Below are 18929 nucleotides of genomic sequence, written 5' to 3'. Positions count from 1 at the left end.
CAGGCTTTTGTCGAGGTAGGACGTACTGATCCTCAGCTCGAAGTCGTCTGCCGTCCAGGTGAACCTGGCCCAGGCGGAACTCGTGATGGTCCAGCTCATGCTTAAGCGCGCAACGGTCACCGAGACTGTCTACCGGACGCCACCACCTGCGGGCTCGGATGGCGGTTCTGTTCGAGGACGGCTCTGAGTCGCGACGGCGGATTGCCGCTCTTCACGACGGTAGTCGGCGATCCGTAACGAGGCTGCGTCGTATGGCCAGGGCCATGTTCCGGGCTGCCATTGGAGGCTCCGTACACAGGCCTCGTGAGTCAGCCGGCCCGCCAACCCGCCGGGTCGACGCCGCCGGGTACCGGCTCCTCGGGGTGGTAGGGCTGCCGGGTGAGGATGAACGTCCCCAGATCAAGGTGGCTGACTGCCCCGGAAGCGTCGCGTTGCACCCGCAGTCGCTCGCCGGCGAAGTAGCCGTTGAGCCCCTCCCAGCTGCCGTCGCCGGCAGGGCGCAGCCGGGTGCCGCGTCCGCCTCCGGACAACGAGGCCAGCTCCAGGAAGCCGTCGGCCAGCGGGCGCAACACGAACGGGGCCGGCCCCCAGTACCACGGTCCGGCGATCTCCAGAAGCTGCGGTTCGACCGAGGGCAGCGGACGCCACGGCGCCGGGATCCGTGGTTCCCGCTCGGCGACCGTGTGCAGCAGGTCAGCGGCCAGAGAACCGACGGCCAGGCCGGTGGTCACGTTGCCCAGTACGACCGCGCCCAGGGCGTCTTCGGGGCTGACCCATACGGTGGCGACGAAGCCCGGCATCGAGCCGGTGTGTCCGGCCAGCAGTCGGCGTTCGCGGCGCAGCAGCTGCATGCCGAGCCCGTACCCGTGGTCCCAGTCTGTCGCCTCCGGCGGACTCGCCGGGGTGCGCATCTGCGCGACGGTGTCCGGATGCAGCACCCGCTCGTCGCCGTCGAGGAGGAACGCGGCGAACCGGGCCAGGTCCGTCGCGGTCGACCACAGCTGCCCGGCCGGCGCCATCAGGCCGGTGTCCACGGCGGGCTCCGCCTGCAGCACATCGGCCCAGGGGTGCACCGCCCAGCCCGTGGCGTGCGGCGCGACCGGCAGCAGGGTGGTCCGGGTCATCCCGAGCGGTTCCAGCACCTCGCGTCGCAGGACCTCGCCCCACGCCTGACCGCGCACTCGCTCCACCAGCGCGCCGAGCAGGGCATAGCCGGGGTTGGAGTAGTGATGGCGCTGTCCGGCCGGATGCACCCTCGGATCGCTGCCCAGTACGTCGGCCAGCTCAGGGCGCAGCGTCCCCGGGGTTCGTTCCCACCATGGGCCGGGCGCTTCGGCGATCAACCCGGCGGTGTGCGCCAGCAAGGCACCGATGGTGGCCTCGCCCGCCACCGTGCCGGGCAGGTGCTCGGCCAACGGGTCGGTCAGCGCGAGCCGGCCCTCGTCGCGCAGGCGCAGCACCAGCACGGCCACGAATGTCTTGGTGATCGAGCCGATCCGGTACTGGATGTCCCCGTCCGGCACCCGGCCGTCCACCGTTCCCCACCCGTACACCCACACCGGCCGGCCGTCACGCACCACGGCGGCGACGACCGACGGCGCCCGTCCCTCCACCTGACCGGTGGCCAATCGGTGGACCAGCGCACGACGAGTATCCGGCAACAGCTCCGTCGGGATCGATGACATACCGCAAACCTAGCGGCGGCCCGTACGGCGGCGAAGAACGCTTGCTGCCAGAGTGGACCGGTGGATGCCGCGTACGTCTTGGTGCACAGCCTGTTGCTGGGTCCGCTGAGCTGGGCGCCGGTGGCGGCCAGGCTGGCCGCCTCGGGGGTGCCGACCGCAGTGCCCTCCCTGGTCGGCGTGACCGACGGGGACGACCCGCCGTTCTGGCCGCGCGTCACGGACACTGTCAACGCCGCCGTCGACCGGCTGCCCGCGGGCCGGCCGGTTGTGGTGGTCGCGCACAGCAACGCCGGCCTGCTGGTTCCGGTCATCGCGCACGCGGCCCGGCGCCCGGTTGCCGGCTGCCTGTTCGTCGACGCGAGACTGCCCGACCGCACCGGACCCTCGCCCGCCGCGAGCCCCGAGCGGCTGGCCCACCTCCGGGCCAAGGTCGCCACCGACGGCCGGCTGCCGCCGTGGACGACGTGGTGGGACGAGGACGACGTGGCCCGCTTGTTTCCCGACCGGGAGACGCGGACGGCGGTCTCGGCCGAGCAGCCCCGGCTGCCGCTGAGCTACTACGAGCAGCGGATCCCCGTGCCCGCCGGGTGGGACGACCGGCCGTGCGGCTACCTGCTGTTCGGGCCGCCCTATGACCTGATGGCCCGGGACGCCGGGGAACGCGGCTGGGCGGTGGACCGGCTCCCCGGTGACCACCTGCACCAGCTCGTCGATCCGGACGCGGTGGCCGCCCGCCTCGTCGCCCTGACCCGCGGGTGGCGCTGAGTCAGCCCTTCACCGCGCCCGCGGTCATGCCGGCCACGATCTGGCGGTTGAAGGCGGTGGGCCTGCGCTCCTGGTCCCCGTGACCGGGCCCTAGATGTTGAGCAGGTTCTCGATGCGGCGCAGGTGGTGGCGGGCCATCGCGAGGTTGGCCCGGGAGCGGTCCAGCGACAGGTAGAGGAACAGCCCGTGCCCGGAGCGCGCGGTCAGCGGCCGGATCAGGTGGTACTGGCTCTCCAGCGTGATCAGGATGTCCTCGATCTGTTCCTGGATGCCCAGCAGCTCCATCGCGCGCAGCTTGGACCGGACGACGTCGGTGTTGCCGGCCGCGGCCACGTTGAGGTCGAAGTCGCGGGTGCCGCCCGCGATACCCAGCGCCATGCCACTGGTGTGGTCGACCAGCGCGACACCGATGGCGCCGTCGATGGTCATGGCGTCCTTGAGGGCAATGTCCATCTCGGCCATGTCTTTGTCCTCCCGGGGTCGGGTGGGCGGAGTGCGAAGCTACCCACGCGTTCCATGGTGATCGGCGAAGACCGATCTCGATCGGACAGGGTGTGCGGCGCCGGTAACTGTCGGCTACCCGACACCCGGCGGTGCAGCACATCGACCACGGTGAGCGTCTGCCCGGCGAGGAGGTGGCTGATGAGCGCCGAAGGGGAGGACGCCGATGAGTTCGCGCGTACCCGGCTGGACTCGCTGCGCCGGTTCGCGTACCTCGTCTGCGGCAGCGCGGCCGAGGCCGACGACCTGGCCCAGGTCGCCGTCGTGGAGGTGTGGCGGCGCTGGGCCACGGTCCGTACCGACCCCGAGGCGTACGCCCGGCGCGTCATCGTGACCCGCAACGTCAGCCGGTGGCGGCGCTGGCGGCGGGAGGTGCCGTCCACCATCGCCGACCGCGACGGCGAGGATCCGGCCCACCGGCGGGTCACCGATCCGGCGCTGTGGGACGCGCTGCACGCGCTGGGCAAGCCGGAGCGGACCGTGGTCGTGCTGCACGTGCTGTTCCGGTACACGTTCGACGAGATCGCCGCGATGTCCGGCGAGCCGCGCGGCACGGTGTCCAGCCGCTACACCCGGGCACTGCGCGCGCTGCGGCAGCATCTGCGCGCCCGGGCGGACGCCGAGCCCGGCCACGACTGGATGCTGAGGATGACGCCATGACCATCGACGACGACATGCTCGCCCGGCGGCTCGCCGTCACGCTGGCCCAGGCCGCGACCGCGCTGCCCGGCGCCCCGGCCGACGCGGTCGGCACGGTCCGGCGGCGCTTCGCCCGCCGCCGGCGCCGCGTACGGGTGCTCACCGGCGCCGCGGCCGCCCTCGTCGCGCTGGCCACGGTGGTGGCGGTGGCCGGCCCGCGCCTCGGCCTGCGGACGACCCCGGCCACGCCGCACACCGGCATCATCCACCTGTGGACGCTGGGCACCGCCGACCGCAATCCCGGCCTGCGTGACCGCATCGGCGCCTTCAACGACCGCTCGGACGTGAGCGTGCAGCTGTCCACCTTCGGCAACGACGCCTACAAGCGGGTGATGGCCGGGCCGTGGCCGGACCCGGCACCGGACGTGTACGAGAACTGGGGCGGCGCGAGCCTCACCGAGCCGGTACGGGCCGGCCACGCCGCCGACCTCACCGACGCGGTCGCCGCGCACCCTGAGGTGGCCGACGTGCTGCTGCCCTGCGTCCTCGCCGGCGCCCGCGTCGACAACCTGCTCTACGGCCTGCCGATGACCGGGGTCCAGCCGGTCGTGCTCTTCTACAACAAGAGGGTGTTCGCCGACGCCGGCCTCGAGCCGCCGCGGACCTACGCCGAGCTGCTCACCGCGGTGGACACCTTCCGCGACCGGGACATCACGCCGATCGCGCTGGGCGGCAGCGAGCGATGGCCCGCGCTGATGTACCTCGCCTACCTCACCGACCGGATCGGCGGCGCGGGCGTCTTCGCCGACATCGCCGCCGGCCGACCGGGCGCCTGGCGGGACCCTGCGCTCAAGCAGGCGGCCACGCTGGTGCGGGACCTGGTGAACCGCGGGGCGTTCGGCCCGGCCGCGGACGTGACGGGCTACGAGTCCGGAGCCGCGTCCCGGGCGCTCGCGGCCGGCCAGGCCGCCATGCAGGTCATGGGCAGCTGGGAGTACGGCAACCAGCTGCGCGCCGACTCCGCGTTCGCGACCCGGGACCTGGGCTGGGTGCCGTTCCCGCGGGTGGCCGGCGGCATCGGTGATCCCGCCGCGCTCGTGGGCGTACCGGCCAACTACCTCACTGTCGACGCGCAGAGCCCGTACCGGACGGAGGCGGTGGACTTCCTGCTGCGGACCGTGACGTCGGACGCGTACCTGGACGGCCTGCTCGAGGCCGGCGAGGTGCCGGCGGTCCGCGACCTGGAACCGCGGCTGGCCGCCCACCCGCACGCCGACTTCGCCCGCTTCACCCACCGGCTGGCCGCCGACGCGCCCACCTTCACCCTCGTCTGGGACCAGGCCCTGCCCTCGGGCGTCGCCGGCGAACTCCTGGACCAGACCGAACGGCTCTTCCGGCTCGAGATCACCCCCGACCAGTTCGTGGCCGCCATGGCCGCGACCCGCTGACCACCACCACCACCACCGCTCACGGGAGGCACCTGTGCTGATTCCGCACGCCCGGATCGCCGCGGCGACCGGCGTCCTGCTCGCCCTGTCCCTGGCTCCGTCCCTGCCGGCGTACGGGTCACCGCCGGACGAGAACGCCGCCGCGCCGCCGACCGACTGCGCGGCGCAGGTCGGCTACCCGCACAACAAGGTGATGCCGGGCTACGCCGTGCCGGACCGCCGGCTGGGACGCGTCTGTGTGCCGTTCAGCCGGCTCACGCCCGCGCCGGCCGGCTACTCCGGCGACTACCGGGTGCGCGAGTTCTCGTTCGCGGCCGCGCAGCGCCGGCTCGACGAGTGCCGGGCGGCGCCACCCTGCTCGGCGCTGTCCGACGTGGCCGGCTACGAGCCCGGCCAGTTCCGGTCCACCGGCCTGGTCGACCCCACCGGGGCCATCGACCCGTTCGCGACCCGGGTCGACCTGGCCGACATCCGCCGGCCCGCGTACTTCAGCCGCGCGCCGTATGCCGAAGGCATCGCCGCCGCGGAGAAGAGCACGTCCACCGTCGAGTTCACCGTGCCCGCGGAACCGTACGAGGTGATCAACCGGGGTACCACCGAGCCGGTCCGGCTGCGCGGCTGGTACCTGCGCGGCACCGGCGTGAACGCGCCCGGCGGCCGGCGGGTCCGCGCGCTGGCCGTCCTGCTCGGCGGCCGGACCATCGAGACGACGGCCGTGCAGGACCCTGCCGACCCGCTCTACACCAAGGACGCCACGGGGGCGTACCTGGGCGTGAGCTACCCGTCGCGGGGCACGGAGAAGTGGGGTGCGCGGCAGTGGCGCGAGTACCTGCTCGCGCTGCACCGGGCCGGCTTCGACGTGCTGACCGTCGACAAGCGCGGGCACGGCATCTCCGGCGGCCTCAGCGCGGACAACACCCTGCAACAGGGCCTGGACATGCTGCGCATGGTGGACGCCCTGCAGGACGGCACCGGCCTGCGGGCGCTCGGTCCGGACGGCGCCAGCCGTACCGGCGCCGACGCGGCCCGCCGGATGCTCGGCGCCGGCCACCTGGCCCGCACCATGCCGATCCTGCTGGGCGGGGCCAGTCAGGGCGCGTACGCGACCCAGTGGGCGATGAACGCGAACCTGCACCGCTGGTGCGCGCTCGACACGCCGGGACAGCCCTGCTCCGAGCCGTGGGGACACCGCAACATCCGCGGCGCGCTCCTGCTCTCCGCCCAGTGGGGCTTTCCCTTCTTCGAACCGGGCGACCTCGTCTACGCCGCCGCGCAGGCCGAGGTGAACCACTTCATCTACGCACCCACCAGCGAACCTTTGGCGGGCCTGGGTGATTGGCCGGCCACCTTCATCGCCCAGGGCGCGTGGGACGAGTACCAGGGCCCGCTGGCGTCGTTCAGCGCGTACCGGCGGACCGGCGGCCGGGCGGAACTGGCGCTGGTCCGCGGTCCGCACTCGGAGAACGAACACGGGCCGGCCAACGTGGCCTACGTCCGGGAGCGGCTGGTGCGCTTCGCGGTGGCGACGGTGACCGGGGCGCCGGCCTCCGGGTCCCGGTTCGCGACGCTCCGGGACGCGCTCGCGGCGAGCCCGCCGACGTGGGAGCCGTCGACGGTGCCGACCGCGGTGCGGTAGGGGGATGAGGCGGGAGGGCGGGCATCCACTGCCGGCCCTCCCGCCGGGGTTCAGCCGCCGGCGGCGTCGCGGCGTTCGATCGATCCGGTCGGTCCGGCCGCCCAGCCGGCCGGCAGCCGCACCTCAGCGTGGGAGACGACGGTGCTCGCGCCGCCCATCTCGACGCCCCGCCGGAACGTCGCCGCGTCGAGCAGCACGTCGGCGTGGAAGGCGGTTCCTCGGAAGCCCGCCTCGGCCTGGAAGCCGGCCCCGGTGAAGAGGGCACCACTGAGGAAGGTCGCGTCGACGAACCACGCGTCGCCGTGGAACGCCGTGTCGGCGAACCAGGCGTCCCCTTCGAACACCGCGCCCCCGAAGACGGCGAAGCCGAGGAACTGCGCCTCGCCGAAGAAGGACTCGCCGCTGAACCGCGCCCCGATGAACTTGGCGTGCCGCGCGACGCACCGGTGGAAATTCCAGTCGTAGAGCACCGCACCGGTCAGATCGAGCTCGGTCACCCGCTTCTCGGCCGCGTCGAACTCGACCCCGATGGCGTTGGCCTCCAGGTGCCGCTGCCGGTGGAAGGCCAGCAGCAGAGCGGTCGCCGCGCCCGCCCCGCCGGCCGCGGTCAGGCCCGTCCGGATGGCTTCCACCCGGGCCGTCGCCCGGCCCGTGCCCGCCGGGATGGCCGCCGTCACCTCGAACAACCAGGCCGTGGTCACCCACATGGCCGCGATGACCGCGCACGCGCCGACGAGCATCCACCACGCCGAGATGGTGCCCATCGACCGGGCACCGGGTGGCATCTCGGGGGAGTAGTAGTACACCGGGCGCAGCCGGAACGAGGCCGCGAGGCAGGCGACGCCGATCAGCACCACCACCAGGCGAAGCCAGGAGGCGCGGCCGAGCAGGTCGAGCAGCACCCCGTCCCCCGCCATAATGGCGACCGACCAGATCCGAAGGGAAGTGACAGGTGGATGCACCAGGACGGGCGGGCACCGGGTTGCGGGTGAGTCTGCCGGACGACCGGCTCGCCGAGGCGCTGGGCGACGTCCCGGCCGGGGTGGACCTGCTGCGCTGGGACATGACCGGTCCGGCGCCGTGGAAGGACGTCGACCTGGTCGTGGTGCCGTACGTGCCGGGCAACGAGCACCTGCGCCGGCTGGCCGGGGTGCGGACCCGGCTCGTGCAGGCGCAGTATCTGGGCTACGACGGCGTGGCTGAGGCGTTGCCGCCGGGGCATGTCTACGCCAACGCCCGCGGGGTGCACGAGACCTCCACCGCCGAGCTGGCCCTCGCGCTCCTGCTCGCTGCCCAGCGGGGCATTCCTGACTACGTCCGGGCCGCCGGGCCGATCGCGCCCGACTGGTATCCGAGCCTGGCCGACCGGCGGGTGCTGGTGCTCGGCCAGGGCGGCGTCGGGCAGGCGGTCGAGGCCCGGCTGGCGCCGTTCGAGGTGGATCTCGTACGGGTCGCGCGTACCGCCCGCGAGGGTGTGCACGGCATCGCGGAGCTGCCGGAGCTGTTGCCCACCTGCGAGGCGGTCGTCGTCGGGGTGCCGCTGACCGAGGACACCGTGCATCTCGTGGACGCCGCGTTCCTCGCCGCGCTGCCCGACGGTGCGATCGTCGTCAACGTCGCGCGCGGCCGGGTGGCGGACACCGCCGCGATCCTGCGGGAGGCCCGGTCCGGGCGGCTGCGGTTCGCGCTCGACGTCACCGATCCGGAGCCGCTGCCGGCCGGTCATGAGCTGTTCCGGCTGCCGAACGTGCTGATCAGCCCGCACGCCGGGGGCATGTCCACTGCCATGCTGCCGCGGGTGGCGCGCCTGGTCCGGCGGCAGCTCGATCTGCTGCTGGCCGGGGCCGAGCCGGTCAATGTGGTGCTGCGGTCCTGAGGCCGGCCGCCGCCACCCGCCCGGAGGCTGATGACGGCGGCCGGGGGAGTCAGCGCCAGGTGTCGGTCCAGGTCGCCGTGCACGGTGACGTGGCGGCGGTGGTCCGCGTACGGTTCGGGTCGCTCTCCCAGACCACCGCCGACCCTTCCTTCTTGATGTACTTGTACTCCACCGCGGTGCTGCCCGGCAGCGACACCGTGGCCCGCCAGACCGGGTACGTCGCCGAGGACAGCGCGACCGCGTCGGCCGGGTTCCAGTTGCCCAGCGCCGCCGTGTTGCCGGTGACGAAGACGTTCTGGCCGAACGTGGTGCTGACGGTCGCCGCGAAGGTGGTCGCCGCTGTCGTGCAGCCCGCCGGCGGCGTGGTCGGCGTGCCGGTCCCGCTGGTCCGGGCGTTGGTGTGCAGCGCCAGCGCGGCGTTGGCGGCCACGGTCGCGGTGACCTGGCCGCTGCCGTTCACCGTGTACGCCGGCCCGGTGCACGAGCCGCCGGACGGGTCCCCGGCCATCACGTCGCAGTAGGTCCCGGCCGGCAGCGAGGTCTGGAAGGTCCGGGTCAGCGCCGAGCCGGAGCGGTTGAACGCCACGTAACCGGTGCTGCCGCGGCCGAACGCGATCTGGTTGGAGCCGTTGCTCCACCAGTTGGTGACGCCGGCGCCGGCGGCCGTGTTGCGCAGCGCGACCATGTTGGCCGTCGTGCGCCAGCGGTGCTCGCACTCCCAGCCGTTGCCGCAGCTCACCTGATTGGTGGTGCCGTTGCTGGCGGCGGGCGGGCCGGCGTCGGGGCCGGAGAACGTGAAGCTGGACATGACCTGCGGGACACCGTACGGCCAGGCGATCATGAAAGCCTCGGCGAGCGCGTACGCGGAACCGTTCTTGTAGGTCAGTTTGGCCCGGCCGTTGCGCTGGGTGTCGTGGTTGTCCACGAAGGCCACCGCGTCACCGGAGCCGAGCCGCATCGAGCTCGCCAGGTTGTTGAGGTTGGCCAGGTTGCCGTTGGCGAACGCGCCGCCCACCACGTCGCCGTAGCGGAACTCGGTCACGTCGCCGAAGCCGGCGTACTCCTCGGGTGCGGGCTCACCGGAGCCGCCCTCGATCACCTCGGAGAAGACGTACGGGTCGCCGGTGACCGGCGCGATGAACGCCGACATGTCGCCGGCCGGCATGTGCTTGGCCGCGTCCACGCGGAAACCGTCGACGCCCAGCCCGACCAGGTCGTCGAGGTACGCGGTGAGCTTGCCGCGCACGTACGAGGACTCGGTCTTGAGGTCGGACAGGTCGACCAGCTCACAGTTCTGCACCTCCCACTTGTCGCCGTAGTTGGCGATGTCGTCGTTGCCGTTGCGCCCGCAGTGGTGGAAGTCGTCGGTGCCGTAGGGCACCGCCGGGTACGCGTAGTGGCTGTAGCCGTTGCCGCCGCTGCCGGTGCCGGTGGACGCGCCGCCGGCCATGTGGTTGACGACCGCGTCGACGTAGATCTTGACGCCCGCGGCGTGGCAGGTCCGCACCATGTTCGCGAACGCGGTGCGGTCGCCGCGGCGGGTGGTGAGCTGATAGCTGACCGGCTGATAGTCCTGCCACCACGGATAGCCGCTGCCGGGCAGCACCACGTGCTCCTGGGGTGGCGAGACCTGAACGCCGCCGAAGCCCTTGGGGCCCAGCGTGGTCGTGCACTCGTTCGCGACCGAGGCCCACGGCCATTCGAAGAGGTGCACGATGACGTCCTTGGCGCCGGGCGAGGCGGTGGAGGCCTCGGCGTTGCCGGCGCTGCGGACGACGCCGACGGCCAGCAGGGCCGTGGCCAGGACGGCGGTCGTCGCGGCGGCGACAACCTGACGGGTACGCATGGAGACCTCCAGGGGACGCGAGGAGCGGTACGGCGGGGGACGGCACCGTGAAAACTCTTGCGCAAGTGCCGGAAAGTTATCAGGGTGTTTCCCGCCGGTAAAGCGACCGCTCTCGATACAAGCGCCCGGAATGCCAGGTTCCGGAGTGTTCTCCTTGCAGTAAGGAGTGTTGATCAAGCCGCCCGACGCCACGAAAGGGCAGGTGAGCGGCGTTCTCCCAGGTCGATGCCCTGGCAAGAACTTTCAAAGATCAACTTAACAAGCGTTACGCGGCGGTGGCGTCCACGCTCTCGGCGGCCCGGCCGGCCTTGTGGATCGCGGTCGAGCCGCGCACCACCAGCTCGGGGGAGAAGACGTACTCCGAGCGCGGCGCGCCGTGACCGTTGATCTCGTCGACGAGCTGGCGGATCGCCGCGTTGCCCATCGCCGCCACCGGCTGGCGCAGGGTGGTCAGCGGCGGATCGGTGAACGCGATCAGCGGCGAGTCGTCGAAACCGACCACCGACACGTCCCGGGGCACACTCAGGCCACGCCGGCGGGCCGCCCGGATGGCACCCAGCGCCATCAGGTCCGAACCGCACACGATGCCGGTCGCCCCCCGGCTGAGCAGTTGACCCGCCGCCACCTCGCCGCCCTCGACGCCGAACAGGGTCAGCGCCACCAGCTCCTCCAGCTCGCGGTCGCCGGCGCCCAGCTCACGGCGCATGGCGGCGCGGTAGCCGGCCAGCTTGCGCTGCACGTTGAGGAAGCGGTCCGGGCCCGAGACGAAACCGATCCGGGTGTGCCCGAGCGCGACCAGGTGGGAGACCGCCAGCTCGCCGGCCAGCCGGTCGTCGCAGGAGATGAACGGGGCGTCCAGGCCCTCGGCGTACCCGTTGATCAGCACGATGGGCAGCGGCCGCTGCACCAGGCGGCGGTAACGCTCGTGGTCGGCGGTGGTGTCGGCGTGCAGGCCCGAGACGAAGACGATGCCGGACACCTGGCGGTCGAGCAGCATCTCGACGTACTCGTCCTCGGTGACGCCGCCCGGCGTCTGGGTGCACAGCACCGGGGTGAAGCCGCTCTGCGACAGTGCCGACTCGATGGTCTGCGCGAAGGCCGGGAAGATCGGGTTCTCCAGCTCCGGCACGATCAGGCCGACCAGCCCCGCGCTGCGCTTGCGCAACCGCTCGGGCCGCTCGTAGCCCAGCACATCGAGGGCGGTCAGCACCGCCTGGCGGGTTTCGGTGGAGACGCCGGGCCGGTCGTTGAGGACCCGCGACACCGTCGCCTCGCTGACCTCGGCCTGGCGCGCGATGTCGGACAAACGTGCGCGCATGGGCGTCACTATAGAGCCGTCCGCGATGCGGGACGGCCGACTGACCGCGTCTGGAACTTCTTGCGGAGGCATTGCAAGGTCTTCCATTGTCGGTAATCCCTTGCTAACGTCCCCGCAACAGCCGAGCTGGGCCTATGGGGGCCTTGCTTCCGGTTCCCCCCTTTATGTCCGTGCCACCTCTTCGGGCGCTGTTCCGTGCCCGATAGGAGAAGATCATGCGCATCCGTACCGCGGGTGTCGTCACCGCTCTCACCCTGGCGCTCGCCGCCGCGGGCTGCAGCAGCGGCGGCGAACCCGAAACCCCTTCCTCCGCCGCACCCGCCGGCGCCGCCGGCAAACTGGTCATCTGGGGCGACGACAAGCGCGCCGCCGCGCTGAAGCCGTTCGCCGACAAGTTCGGCCAGGAGAACGGCGTCACCGTCGAGGTGCAGGCCATCTCCAAGGACCAGCAGACCACCTTCGTCACCGCGTCGCAGCAGGGCAGCGGGCCCGACGTGATGGTCGGCGCGCACGACTGGATCGGCAACCTCGTGCAGAACGGCGCGATCGACCCGGTGCAGCTGACCGCCGAGCAGCAGCAGGGCCTGGCCCCGAACGCGGTCAAGGCGGTCACCTTCAACGGCCAGGTCTACGGCGTGCCGTACGCGACCGAGAACCTGGCGCTGATCCGCAACACCGAGCTCGCGCCCGAGGCCCCGGCCACCATGGAGGATCTGGTCGCGCAGGCCAAGAAGCTGCGGTCCGGAAAGAAGGCGAGCGAGCTGCTCTGCCTCCAGGTGGGACAGAACGGCGACGCCTACCACGCGTACCCGCTGTTCAGCTCGGCCGGCGGCTACCTGTTCGGCACCGCGGCCAACGGCGACTACGACAAGAACGACCTCGGCATCGCCAAGCCCGAGTCGATCGCCGCCTTCCAGAAGATCCGGGCGCTCGGCGAGAAGGGTGACGGCGCCCTGAAGCGGTCGATCACCGTGGAGAACTCCATCGCCACCTTCACCGCGGGCAAGTGCGCGTACCTGGTCTCCGGGCCGTGGGCGGTCACCGACGTGAAGAAGGCCAAGATCGCGTACGACATCTCGGCCGTGCCCGGTTTCGCCGGCGCCGAGCCGGCCCGGCCGTTCCTGGGTGTGCAGTCGTTCTACGTCGCGGCCAAGGGCAAGAACAAGGCGCTGGCGCAGGAGTTCGTCACCAACTACGTCACCACACCCGAGCTGGCCGTGGCGCTCTACCAGGCCGAGCCCCGCCCGCCGGTGCTCACCGCGGCCTACGACCAGGTCAAGGGAGCCGACCCGGACCTGGCCAAGTTCGTCGAGGCCGGCAAGAACGCGGTGCCGCTGCCGGCGATCCCGGAGATGGCCTCGGTCTGGGACCCGTTCAGCAAGGCGGAGTCCGCAGTGGTCGGCGGCGCCGACCCCAAGACGGCTCTGACCGCCGCGGCCAAGACGATCTCGGGCCAGATCAAGTCATGACCGACTGCACCGAACCTCGCCCGGCGGGAGTCCCCGACGGCCGTGCCGGTGAGGGCCAGGAGGGCATGACGAAGGTGGCTCAGCAATGACTGCTCTTCTGGAGCGGGAGACCGCCCCGGCCGAGGCTTCGCGCCCCGGCCGGGGCGGCCTCGCCGGCCCCATCGTCAAGATCGCCCTGCTCGGGCTGGTCGCCGGGCTCGCCGTGTGGGCGGCCTTCCCGCTGATCGCCGAGCGGGCCTGGAACGGCCTGGCCGTGCTGCTGGCCGCCACGGCCGGACTGTTCTACCTGTACACGAGCCGCCGGCGGGTGCCCGCCAAGTACCTCGTGCCCGGCACCCTGTTCCTCATCGTCTTCCAGCTGTTCCCGGTGGCGTACACGGCCGCGACCGCCTTCACCAACTTCAGCGACGGGCACCGCGGCGACAAGCGGGAGGCCGTCGTGGCCATCCAGACCGCGTCGGTCACCCGGGTGCCGGGCTCCACCGAGTACGCGCTGACGGTCGCCACCACCGGCGACCCGGCGACCGGGCCGCTGACGTTCCTCGTGACCGACCCGGCCACCAAGGCTGTCTCGGCCGGCACCGCCGACGGGCTCAAGACGCTCCCGGCCGGTGACGTCACCGTCAGCGGCACCGGCCGGGTCACCGCCGCCGAGGGCTACACGCTGCTCAACGGCGGGCAGGCCAGTGCGCGCAGTCAGGAGATCACCGACCTGGCCGTGCCGACCGCGGGCGGGGCGGTCCGTTCGCAGGGACTGTCGCGGGCGTACGAGGGCAAGGCCGGGCGGGCGTACGACGCCGGCTGCGACTGCGTCCGGGACACGACCACCGGCCGGACCTGGACCGCGGACGACCAGGTGGGCGCGTTCGTGGCGGCCGACGGTGAGCGGCTGGCCCAGGGCTGGCGGGTCGGCGTCGGGCTGAGCAACTTCACCCGGCTCGTCACCGACTCGGCGATCGCCGGCCCGTTCGCCCGTACCCTGATCTGGAACCTGGTCTTCGCCCTGGCCTCCACCGGCGGGACCTTCGTGCTCGGCCTGGGCTGTGCTCTGGCCCTGCACTCGCCACGGGTCCGCGGCCGGGGCCTCTACCGCACGCTGCTGGTGCTGCCGTACGCGATGCCGTCGTTCGCGATGCTGCTGGTCTGGCGGGACATGTTCAACACCGACTTCGGGCTGATCAACAACCTGTTCGGGCTGGACGTGGACTGGTTCGGCGGGGCCGCGTCCGCCCGGATCGCGGTGATCCTGGTGCAGCTGTGGCTCGGCTACCCGTACATGTTCCTGGTCGCGACCGGCGCGTTGCAGGCCATCCCGCCCGAGCTGTCCGAGGCCTCCCGCATCGACGGCGCCTCGCCGTGGCAATCGCTCAAGCGGGTCACCCTGCCGCTGCTGCTGGTGGCGCTGACGCCGCTGCTGATCTCGTCGTTCGCGTTCAATTTCAACAATTTCAACGCGATCTACCTGACCACCGACGGCGCGCCGTTCCCGGCCGACAACCCGGCCAACGGCGCCACCGACCTGCTGATCACCTACACCTACCGGCTGGCGTTCGGCGGCTCCGGCGCCCAGTACGGCTTCGCCGCGGCGGTGTCCGTCTTCATCTTCGTGATCGTCGCGGTGATCTCCACGGTCAGCTTCCGCCGCACCCGCCGCCAGGAAGAGGTCTACTCATGAGCAAGTGGCTGGCCCGGGTCGGATGGCGGCACGGGGTCGCCGTGCTGGCCGTGCTCTTCTCGCTGTTCCCGATCGTGTTCGTGGTGTCGGCGGCACTCAACCCGCTGGGCACGCTGTCGTCGACCGCGGCCGTGCCGACCGGGGCCTCGCTGGGCAACTTCGGCAACCTGCTGGCCGACACGGACTTCGCCCGCTGGTTCGGCAACTCCGTGCTGATCGCGGGGGTGTCGGCGCTGGCCTCGGTGTTCCTGTCGGCGCTGGCCGCGTACGCGTTCAGCCGGATGCGTTTCCGCGGCCGCCGGATCGGCCTGCTGGCCCTGCTGCTGATCCAGATGTTCCCGCAGTTCCTGGCGATCGTGGCGATCTTCCTGATGTTCTCCACCATCACCGACCTGTGGCCGGCCATCGGCTTCAACCAGGCCTGGGGCCTGATCCTGCTCTACCTGGGCGGGGCGCTGGGGGTGAACACCTGGCTGATGAAGGGCTTCTTCGACACGGTGCCGCGGGAGCTGGACGAGTCGGCCACGATGGACGGCGCGTCGCACGCCCAGACGTTCTTCCGGATCCTGCTGCCGCTGGTCGCCCCGATCCTGGCGGTGACCGGCCTGCTGGCCTTCATCGGCACGATCAACGAGTTCCTGATCGCCAACGTCTTCCTGACCGACACGGGCGCCAAGACCCTGTCGGTCGGCATGTACGGCCTGGTGGCAGGGGAGCGCAACAACAACTTCGGCATGTTCTGCGCGGGCACCCTGCTCACGGCGGTCCCGACGGTGCTGGTCTTCCAGTTCCTCCAGCGCTACATCGTCAACGGCCTCACCGCCGGGGCGGTCAAGGGCTGACCGGGCGGGTCACCTCGTCCCGGGCGGCGTCGAGGCCCGCTGCGGCCAGTGCTCCGGCGACCCCGTCGTCGAAGCGTTCGTAGCGGGCCACCCGGCCGTCGTCGACCCGGAACAGCGAACCGATCCGGAAACTGTCCTGCGGCTCGCCGGTGGCCGGGTCGTGCCAGGTGGCGTCCTGCTCGACCACGACGAGGCCGTCGCCGCCGCAGAACCAGCGCAGCGGTTGCGACGAGAAGCCCGAGCGGGCCAGCCACTCGCTCAGCACCGCGCGGGGAGCGCTGCCGCGCCCGCGGGGTCCCACGATGTCGACCTGCTCCTGGCTCAGGGACTCCACGCGGGCGCCGTCGCGGGCGTTGACGGCGGTCAGCCACTGCTCGACGACGCCGAGCGCGCCGCGGGTCCGGGTCGCATTCGTCATGCCGACAGGATAGGACCCGCGGCGGTCAGCGCACCCCGCTCATCAGCCGGCTGATCGGGCGGGCGGCCAGGGCCAGGGCGGCGCCGATCACGATCGCGACCAGACCGAGGATGCCGAAGTACGCGGTCTCGTGGTCCTCGCTGTAGTACTTCGCCAGGGTGCCCGAGGCCGCCGTGCCCAGCGCCACCGACAGGAAGAACAGCGCGACCATCTGGGTGTGGAACACCGCCGGCGCCAGCTTGGTCGACAGCGACAGCCCGACCGGGGACAGCAGCAGCTCGGCGACGGTGAAGACGAGCAGGATGCCGGCCAGCGCGAGCAGCGGGGCGCTGTTGGGGCCGCCGCCGGCCAGCGGCAGGAAGAGCAGGAACGCCACGCCCATGATCGCGGTGCCGGCGGCGAACTTGATCGGGGTCCCCGGCTGGCGCGGGCCGAGCCGGGTCCACAGAGCGGCGAAGACGCCGGACAGCACGATGATGAAGACCGGGTTGATCGACTGCACCCAGGACACCGGCATCTCCCAGCCGAACAGGTTTCGGTCGAGGCGCTGGTCGGAGTAGATCGTCACGACCGTGAACTGCTGCTGGTACAGCGACCAGAACACCGCGCTGGCGACGAACAGCGGGATGAACGCGTACACCCGGCGGCGCTCGACATCGGTGATCCGGCGGCTGCGCAGGATGACCACGAAGTAGGCGACCGCCGCGGCGGCGCTCAGCACGATGACCACGTTCGACAGCGCCGAGGCCCGCAGCACGCCGGTCAGGGCCAGCACCAGGACCAGCACCGCGGCCGCGGCGACGAGCAACGCCACCGGCAGGCGGCGCTGCGGCGGCAACGGATTGGGTACGTCCCGGGCGGCGCCGGTCAGCCGCTTGCGGCCCAGCGTGTACTGGATCAGCCCGATCGCCATGCCGACCGCGGCCAGCGCGAAGCCGGCGTGGAAGCCCCAGTTCTTCTGCAGCAGGCCGGTCAGCAGCGGGCCGACCAGGGCGCCGAGGTTGATGCCCAGGTAGAACAGGGAGAAGCCGGCGTCGCGGCGTTCGTCGTGCTCGTCGTACAGGCCGCCCACCAGCGACGTGGCGGTGGCCTTGACCCCGCCGCTGCCGATCGCGATGAGGATCAGTCCGACGGTGACGCCGGTCAGCCCGGGCAGCGCCGCGAGACTGATGTGCCCGGCCATCACCAGCACCGCGCTGAGGAACAGCACCCGTTCGGGCCCGAGCAGGCGGTCGGCCACCCACGCGCCGAGGATCGTGGCCAGGTAGACGGAACCGCCGTACGCGCCGACGATGCTCGTGGCGGTCTGCTCGGACAGGCCCAGCCCGCCGTCGGCCGCGGAGTAGTACAGGTAGATCAGCAGGATGCCCTGCATGCCGTAGAACGAGAACCGTTCCCACAGCTCGACCCCGAACAGGTTGGCCAGCACCGGCGGCTGACCGAAGAACGTACGCTCGCGCGGTGCCGTCTCCTGCGTCATGACCCTGTCGCTTACCGCATCCGGCGCCGCCGTAAACGACCGTGCCGGGCCCGGATCTTGCCCCGGGGCGCGCCGGTGACCAGGCTGGTGCCGTGACTACGTCGGGTGGGATGCGGGGACGCACGCAGTGGACACGGGGGCTCGGCGCGCCGCTGCGGGCGTTCCTGCGTACCGAATCGGGCAGTGCCGGGGTGCTCGTCGCGGCCATCGCCGCCGCGCTGATCTGGGCCAACCTCGACACCGCGTCGTACGACGCGGTGTGGCGCACCGATTTCTCGGTGCGCTTCGGTGCCATGGGCATCACCGAGGACCTGCGGACCTGGATCAACAGCGGGCTGATGACGCTGTTCTTCCTGGTGGTGGGTCTGGAGGCGCGGCGCGAGTTCGACCTCGGCGACCTGCGCGACCGACGGCGTTTCCTGCTGCCCAGCGCCGCCGGGCTGGTCGGGATGCTGATCCCGGTGCTGATCTACCTGGCCGTCACCCACGGCGGCCCGGGCGCGCACGGTTGGGGCATCGCGATGTCCACCGACACGGCGCTGGCGCTGGGCCTGCTCGCCCTGGTCGGCCGGGGGTGCCCGACTCGACCCGGGTCTTCCTGCTCACCGTCTTCGTGGTCGACGACCTGGTGGCGCTGCTGGTCATCGCGGTGGTCTACAGCGAGGACATCGCCATGATGCCGCTGCTGATCGCCGGCGCGGCCTTCGGGGTGTGGCTGCTGCTGCGCACGTTCGGCGTCCGCAGCGCCTTCAGCTACGCGGTCGTGGGCCTGGTGCTGTGGGCGGCGATGCTGGCCAGCGGCGTCGACCCGGTGGTGGCCGGACTGGCGATGGGCCTCACTGCGGTGGCCTACACCCCGGTACGGGAGAACCTCGAAGCCGCCAGCGGGCTCTTCAAGCTGTTCCGCGAGCAGCCGACGCCGGAGCTGGCCCGTACGGCCGCGCGCGGGCTGACTGAGACACTCTCGCCCAACGACCGCCTTCAGCGCGTCTACCATCCGTGGTCGAGCTACGTGATCGTGCCGCTGTTCGGGCTGGCCAACGCGGGCATCGCGATCGACGGCAGCTTCCTGAGCCGGGCCTTCACCTCACCGGTGACCTGGGGGGTCATCCTGGGCTACCTGATCGGCAAGCCGGTCGCGGTGGTCGGGGTGTCCGCGCTGCTCACGGCGGCGACCGGTGGCCGGGTACGCCCCACGGTCGGCTGGGCGGCGGTGCTGGGCAGCGGCACCATCGCCGGCATCGGCTTCACGGTGTCGCTGCTGATCGCGGCGCTGGCGTTCGAGGGCCCGGAGCTGGCCGAGGCGAAGATCGGCGTGCTGACCGCGGCGG

Annotated in this window: 15 protein-coding genes and 1 pseudogene; 9 read left to right on the top strand and 7 right to left on the bottom strand. The window is 71.9% G+C overall.

The window, feature by feature from the left end:
• Window positions 1–308: 308 nt before the first annotated feature.
• Entirely contained in the window at window positions 309–1685 is a 1377-nt protein-coding gene (locus tag AB0C12_RS00735) for a serine hydrolase domain-containing protein (protein WP_360542659.1), read from the bottom strand.
• 60 nt (window positions 1686–1745) lie between these two features.
• Between AB0C12_RS00735 and AB0C12_RS00730 the strand changes: the two genes are divergently transcribed.
• Entirely contained in the window at window positions 1746–2450 is a 705-nt protein-coding gene (locus AB0C12_RS00730; RefSeq protein ID WP_360542657.1) for an alpha/beta hydrolase, read from the top strand.
• Between the two features lie 90 nt (window positions 2451–2540).
• Here AB0C12_RS00730 and AB0C12_RS00725 read toward each other — a convergent pair whose 3' ends face one another.
• Window positions 2541–2912, bottom strand: a complete 372-nt coding sequence (locus AB0C12_RS00725; RefSeq protein WP_360542655.1) for a hypothetical protein — start codon at window positions 2910–2912, stop codon at window positions 2541–2543.
• Between the two features lie 180 nt (window positions 2913–3092).
• Here AB0C12_RS00725 and AB0C12_RS00720 point away from each other — a divergent pair, with 180 nt between their 5' ends.
• From AB0C12_RS00720 to AB0C12_RS00710, 3 genes are read left to right on the top strand one after another with little or no spacing between them, the layout of a single operon-like run.
• Window positions 3093–3611 (top strand): sigma-70 family RNA polymerase sigma factor, encoded by a 519-nt coding sequence (locus AB0C12_RS00720; protein ID WP_360542653.1) that lies wholly within the window; start codon window positions 3093–3095, stop codon window positions 3609–3611.
• Window positions 3608–5038: an extracellular solute-binding protein gene (locus tag AB0C12_RS00715; RefSeq protein ID WP_360542651.1), complete on the top strand. Its 1431-nt coding sequence runs from the start codon at window positions 3608–3610 to the stop codon at window positions 5036–5038. The genes AB0C12_RS00720 and AB0C12_RS00715 overlap by 4 nt, the downstream gene beginning before the upstream one ends.
• A gap of 34 nt (window positions 5039–5072) precedes the next feature.
• Window positions 5073–6674, top strand: coding sequence for a hypothetical protein (locus AB0C12_RS00710; protein ID WP_360542650.1), 1602 nt, complete (start codon window positions 5073–5075; stop codon window positions 6672–6674).
• Between the two features lie 50 nt (window positions 6675–6724).
• Here AB0C12_RS00710 and AB0C12_RS00705 read toward each other — a convergent pair whose 3' ends face one another.
• Window positions 6725–7591, bottom strand: a complete 867-nt coding sequence (locus tag AB0C12_RS00705) for a pentapeptide repeat-containing protein (protein ID WP_360542649.1) — start codon at window positions 7589–7591, stop codon at window positions 6725–6727.
• 35 nt (window positions 7592–7626) lie between these two features.
• Here AB0C12_RS00705 and AB0C12_RS00700 point away from each other — a divergent pair, with 35 nt between their 5' ends.
• A complete protein-coding gene (locus AB0C12_RS00700; RefSeq protein ID WP_360542647.1) occupies window positions 7627–8550 on the top strand; it encodes a 2-hydroxyacid dehydrogenase in 924 nt (307 codons plus the stop codon).
• A gap of 49 nt (window positions 8551–8599) precedes the next feature.
• Here the strand turns inward: AB0C12_RS00700 and AB0C12_RS00695 are convergent, their stop codons facing one another.
• Both AB0C12_RS00695 and AB0C12_RS00690 read right to left on the bottom strand, forming a co-directional pair.
• The gene (locus AB0C12_RS00695) at window positions 8600–10396 is read right to left on the bottom strand and encodes a carbohydrate-binding module family 20 domain-containing protein (RefSeq protein ID WP_360542645.1); all 1797 of its coding nucleotides are present in this window, start codon (window positions 10394–10396) and stop codon (window positions 8600–8602) included.
• A gap of 265 nt (window positions 10397–10661) precedes the next feature.
• Window positions 10662–11714: a LacI family DNA-binding transcriptional regulator gene (locus AB0C12_RS00690; RefSeq protein WP_360542643.1), complete on the bottom strand. Its 1053-nt coding sequence runs from the start codon at window positions 11712–11714 to the stop codon at window positions 10662–10664.
• Window positions 11715–11929: 215 nt separating this feature from the next.
• Between AB0C12_RS00690 and AB0C12_RS00685 the strand changes: the two genes are divergently transcribed.
• The 3 genes from AB0C12_RS00685 (at window position 11930) to AB0C12_RS00675 (ending at window position 15700) form a co-directional block, all read left to right on the top strand.
• Window positions 11930–13183 carry a maltose ABC transporter substrate-binding protein gene (locus AB0C12_RS00685; protein WP_360542641.1) on the top strand — a complete coding sequence of 418 codons (1254 nt, stop codon included), beginning with the start codon at window positions 11930–11932 and terminating at the stop codon, window positions 13181–13183.
• Between the two features lie 85 nt (window positions 13184–13268).
• Window positions 13269–14858, top strand: a complete 1590-nt coding sequence (locus AB0C12_RS00680) for an ABC transporter permease subunit (RefSeq protein WP_360542639.1) — start codon at window positions 13269–13271, stop codon at window positions 14856–14858.
• Window positions 14855–15700, top strand: coding sequence for a sugar ABC transporter permease (locus AB0C12_RS00675; protein ID WP_360542637.1), 846 nt, complete (start codon window positions 14855–14857; stop codon window positions 15698–15700). The genes AB0C12_RS00680 and AB0C12_RS00675 overlap by 4 nt, the downstream gene beginning before the upstream one ends.
• Here AB0C12_RS00675 and AB0C12_RS00670 read toward each other — a convergent pair.
• Both AB0C12_RS00670 and AB0C12_RS00665 read right to left on the bottom strand, forming a co-directional pair.
• Window positions 15690–16118 carry a nuclear transport factor 2 family protein gene (locus AB0C12_RS00670; RefSeq protein ID WP_360542635.1) on the bottom strand — a complete coding sequence of 143 codons (429 nt, stop codon included), beginning with the start codon at window positions 16116–16118 and terminating at the stop codon, window positions 15690–15692. The two genes, AB0C12_RS00675 and AB0C12_RS00670, sit on opposite strands and share 11 nt — an antisense overlap.
• Window positions 16119–16143: 25 nt before the next feature.
• Window positions 16144–17598 (bottom strand): peptide MFS transporter, encoded by a 1455-nt coding sequence (locus AB0C12_RS00665; RefSeq protein WP_360542633.1) that lies wholly within the window; start codon window positions 17596–17598, stop codon window positions 16144–16146.
• 110 nt (window positions 17599–17708) lie between these two features.
• Here AB0C12_RS00665 and nhaA point away from each other — a divergent pair.
• Window positions 17709–18898 (top strand): annotated as a pseudogene (gene nhaA, locus AB0C12_RS00660) (Na+/H+ antiporter NhaA); the annotation flags it as partial.
• Window positions 18899–18929: the final 31 nt, after the last annotated feature.

The organism is Actinoplanes sp. NPDC048967 (assembly GCF_040649415.1).
Taxonomy (GTDB): domain Bacteria; phylum Actinomycetota; class Actinomycetes; order Mycobacteriales; family Micromonosporaceae; genus Actinoplanes.
The sequence above is the reverse complement of the archived record's forward strand: the minus strand, read 5'-3'. Positions and strand labels throughout refer to the sequence as shown.

Excerpts from the sequence above, each read along its gene's own strand:
- AB0C12_RS00735 (WP_360542659.1), bottom strand. The coding sequence starts at position 1,685 with ATGTCATCGATCCCGACGGAGCTGTTGCCGGATACTCGTCGTGCGCTG.
- AB0C12_RS00725 (WP_360542655.1), bottom strand. The coding sequence starts at position 2,912 with ATGGCCGAGATGGACATTGCCCTCAAGGACGCCATGACCATCGACGGC.
- AB0C12_RS00720 (WP_360542653.1), top strand. The coding sequence starts at position 3,093 with ATGAGCGCCGAAGGGGAGGACGCCGATGAGTTCGCGCGTACCCGGCTG.
- AB0C12_RS00715 (WP_360542651.1), top strand. The coding sequence starts at position 3,608 with ATGACCATCGACGACGACATGCTCGCCCGGCGGCTCGCCGTCACGCTG.
- AB0C12_RS00705 (WP_360542649.1), bottom strand. The coding sequence starts at position 7,591 with ATGGCGGGGGACGGGGTGCTGCTCGACCTGCTCGGCCGCGCCTCCTGG.
- AB0C12_RS00695 (WP_360542645.1), bottom strand. The coding sequence starts at position 10,396 with ATGCGTACCCGTCAGGTTGTCGCCGCCGCGACGACCGCCGTCCTGGCC.
- AB0C12_RS00690 (WP_360542643.1), bottom strand. The coding sequence starts at position 11,714 with ATGCGCGCACGTTTGTCCGACATCGCGCGCCAGGCCGAGGTCAGCGAG.
- AB0C12_RS00685 (WP_360542641.1), top strand. The coding sequence starts at position 11,930 with ATGCGCATCCGTACCGCGGGTGTCGTCACCGCTCTCACCCTGGCGCTC.
- AB0C12_RS00680 (WP_360542639.1), top strand. The coding sequence starts at position 13,269 with ATGACTGCTCTTCTGGAGCGGGAGACCGCCCCGGCCGAGGCTTCGCGC.
- AB0C12_RS00675 (WP_360542637.1), top strand. The coding sequence starts at position 14,855 with ATGAGCAAGTGGCTGGCCCGGGTCGGATGGCGGCACGGGGTCGCCGTG.
- AB0C12_RS00670 (WP_360542635.1), bottom strand. The coding sequence starts at position 16,118 with ATGACGAATGCGACCCGGACCCGCGGCGCGCTCGGCGTCGTCGAGCAG.
- AB0C12_RS00665 (WP_360542633.1), bottom strand. The coding sequence starts at position 17,598 with ATGACGCAGGAGACGGCACCGCGCGAGCGTACGTTCTTCGGTCAGCCG.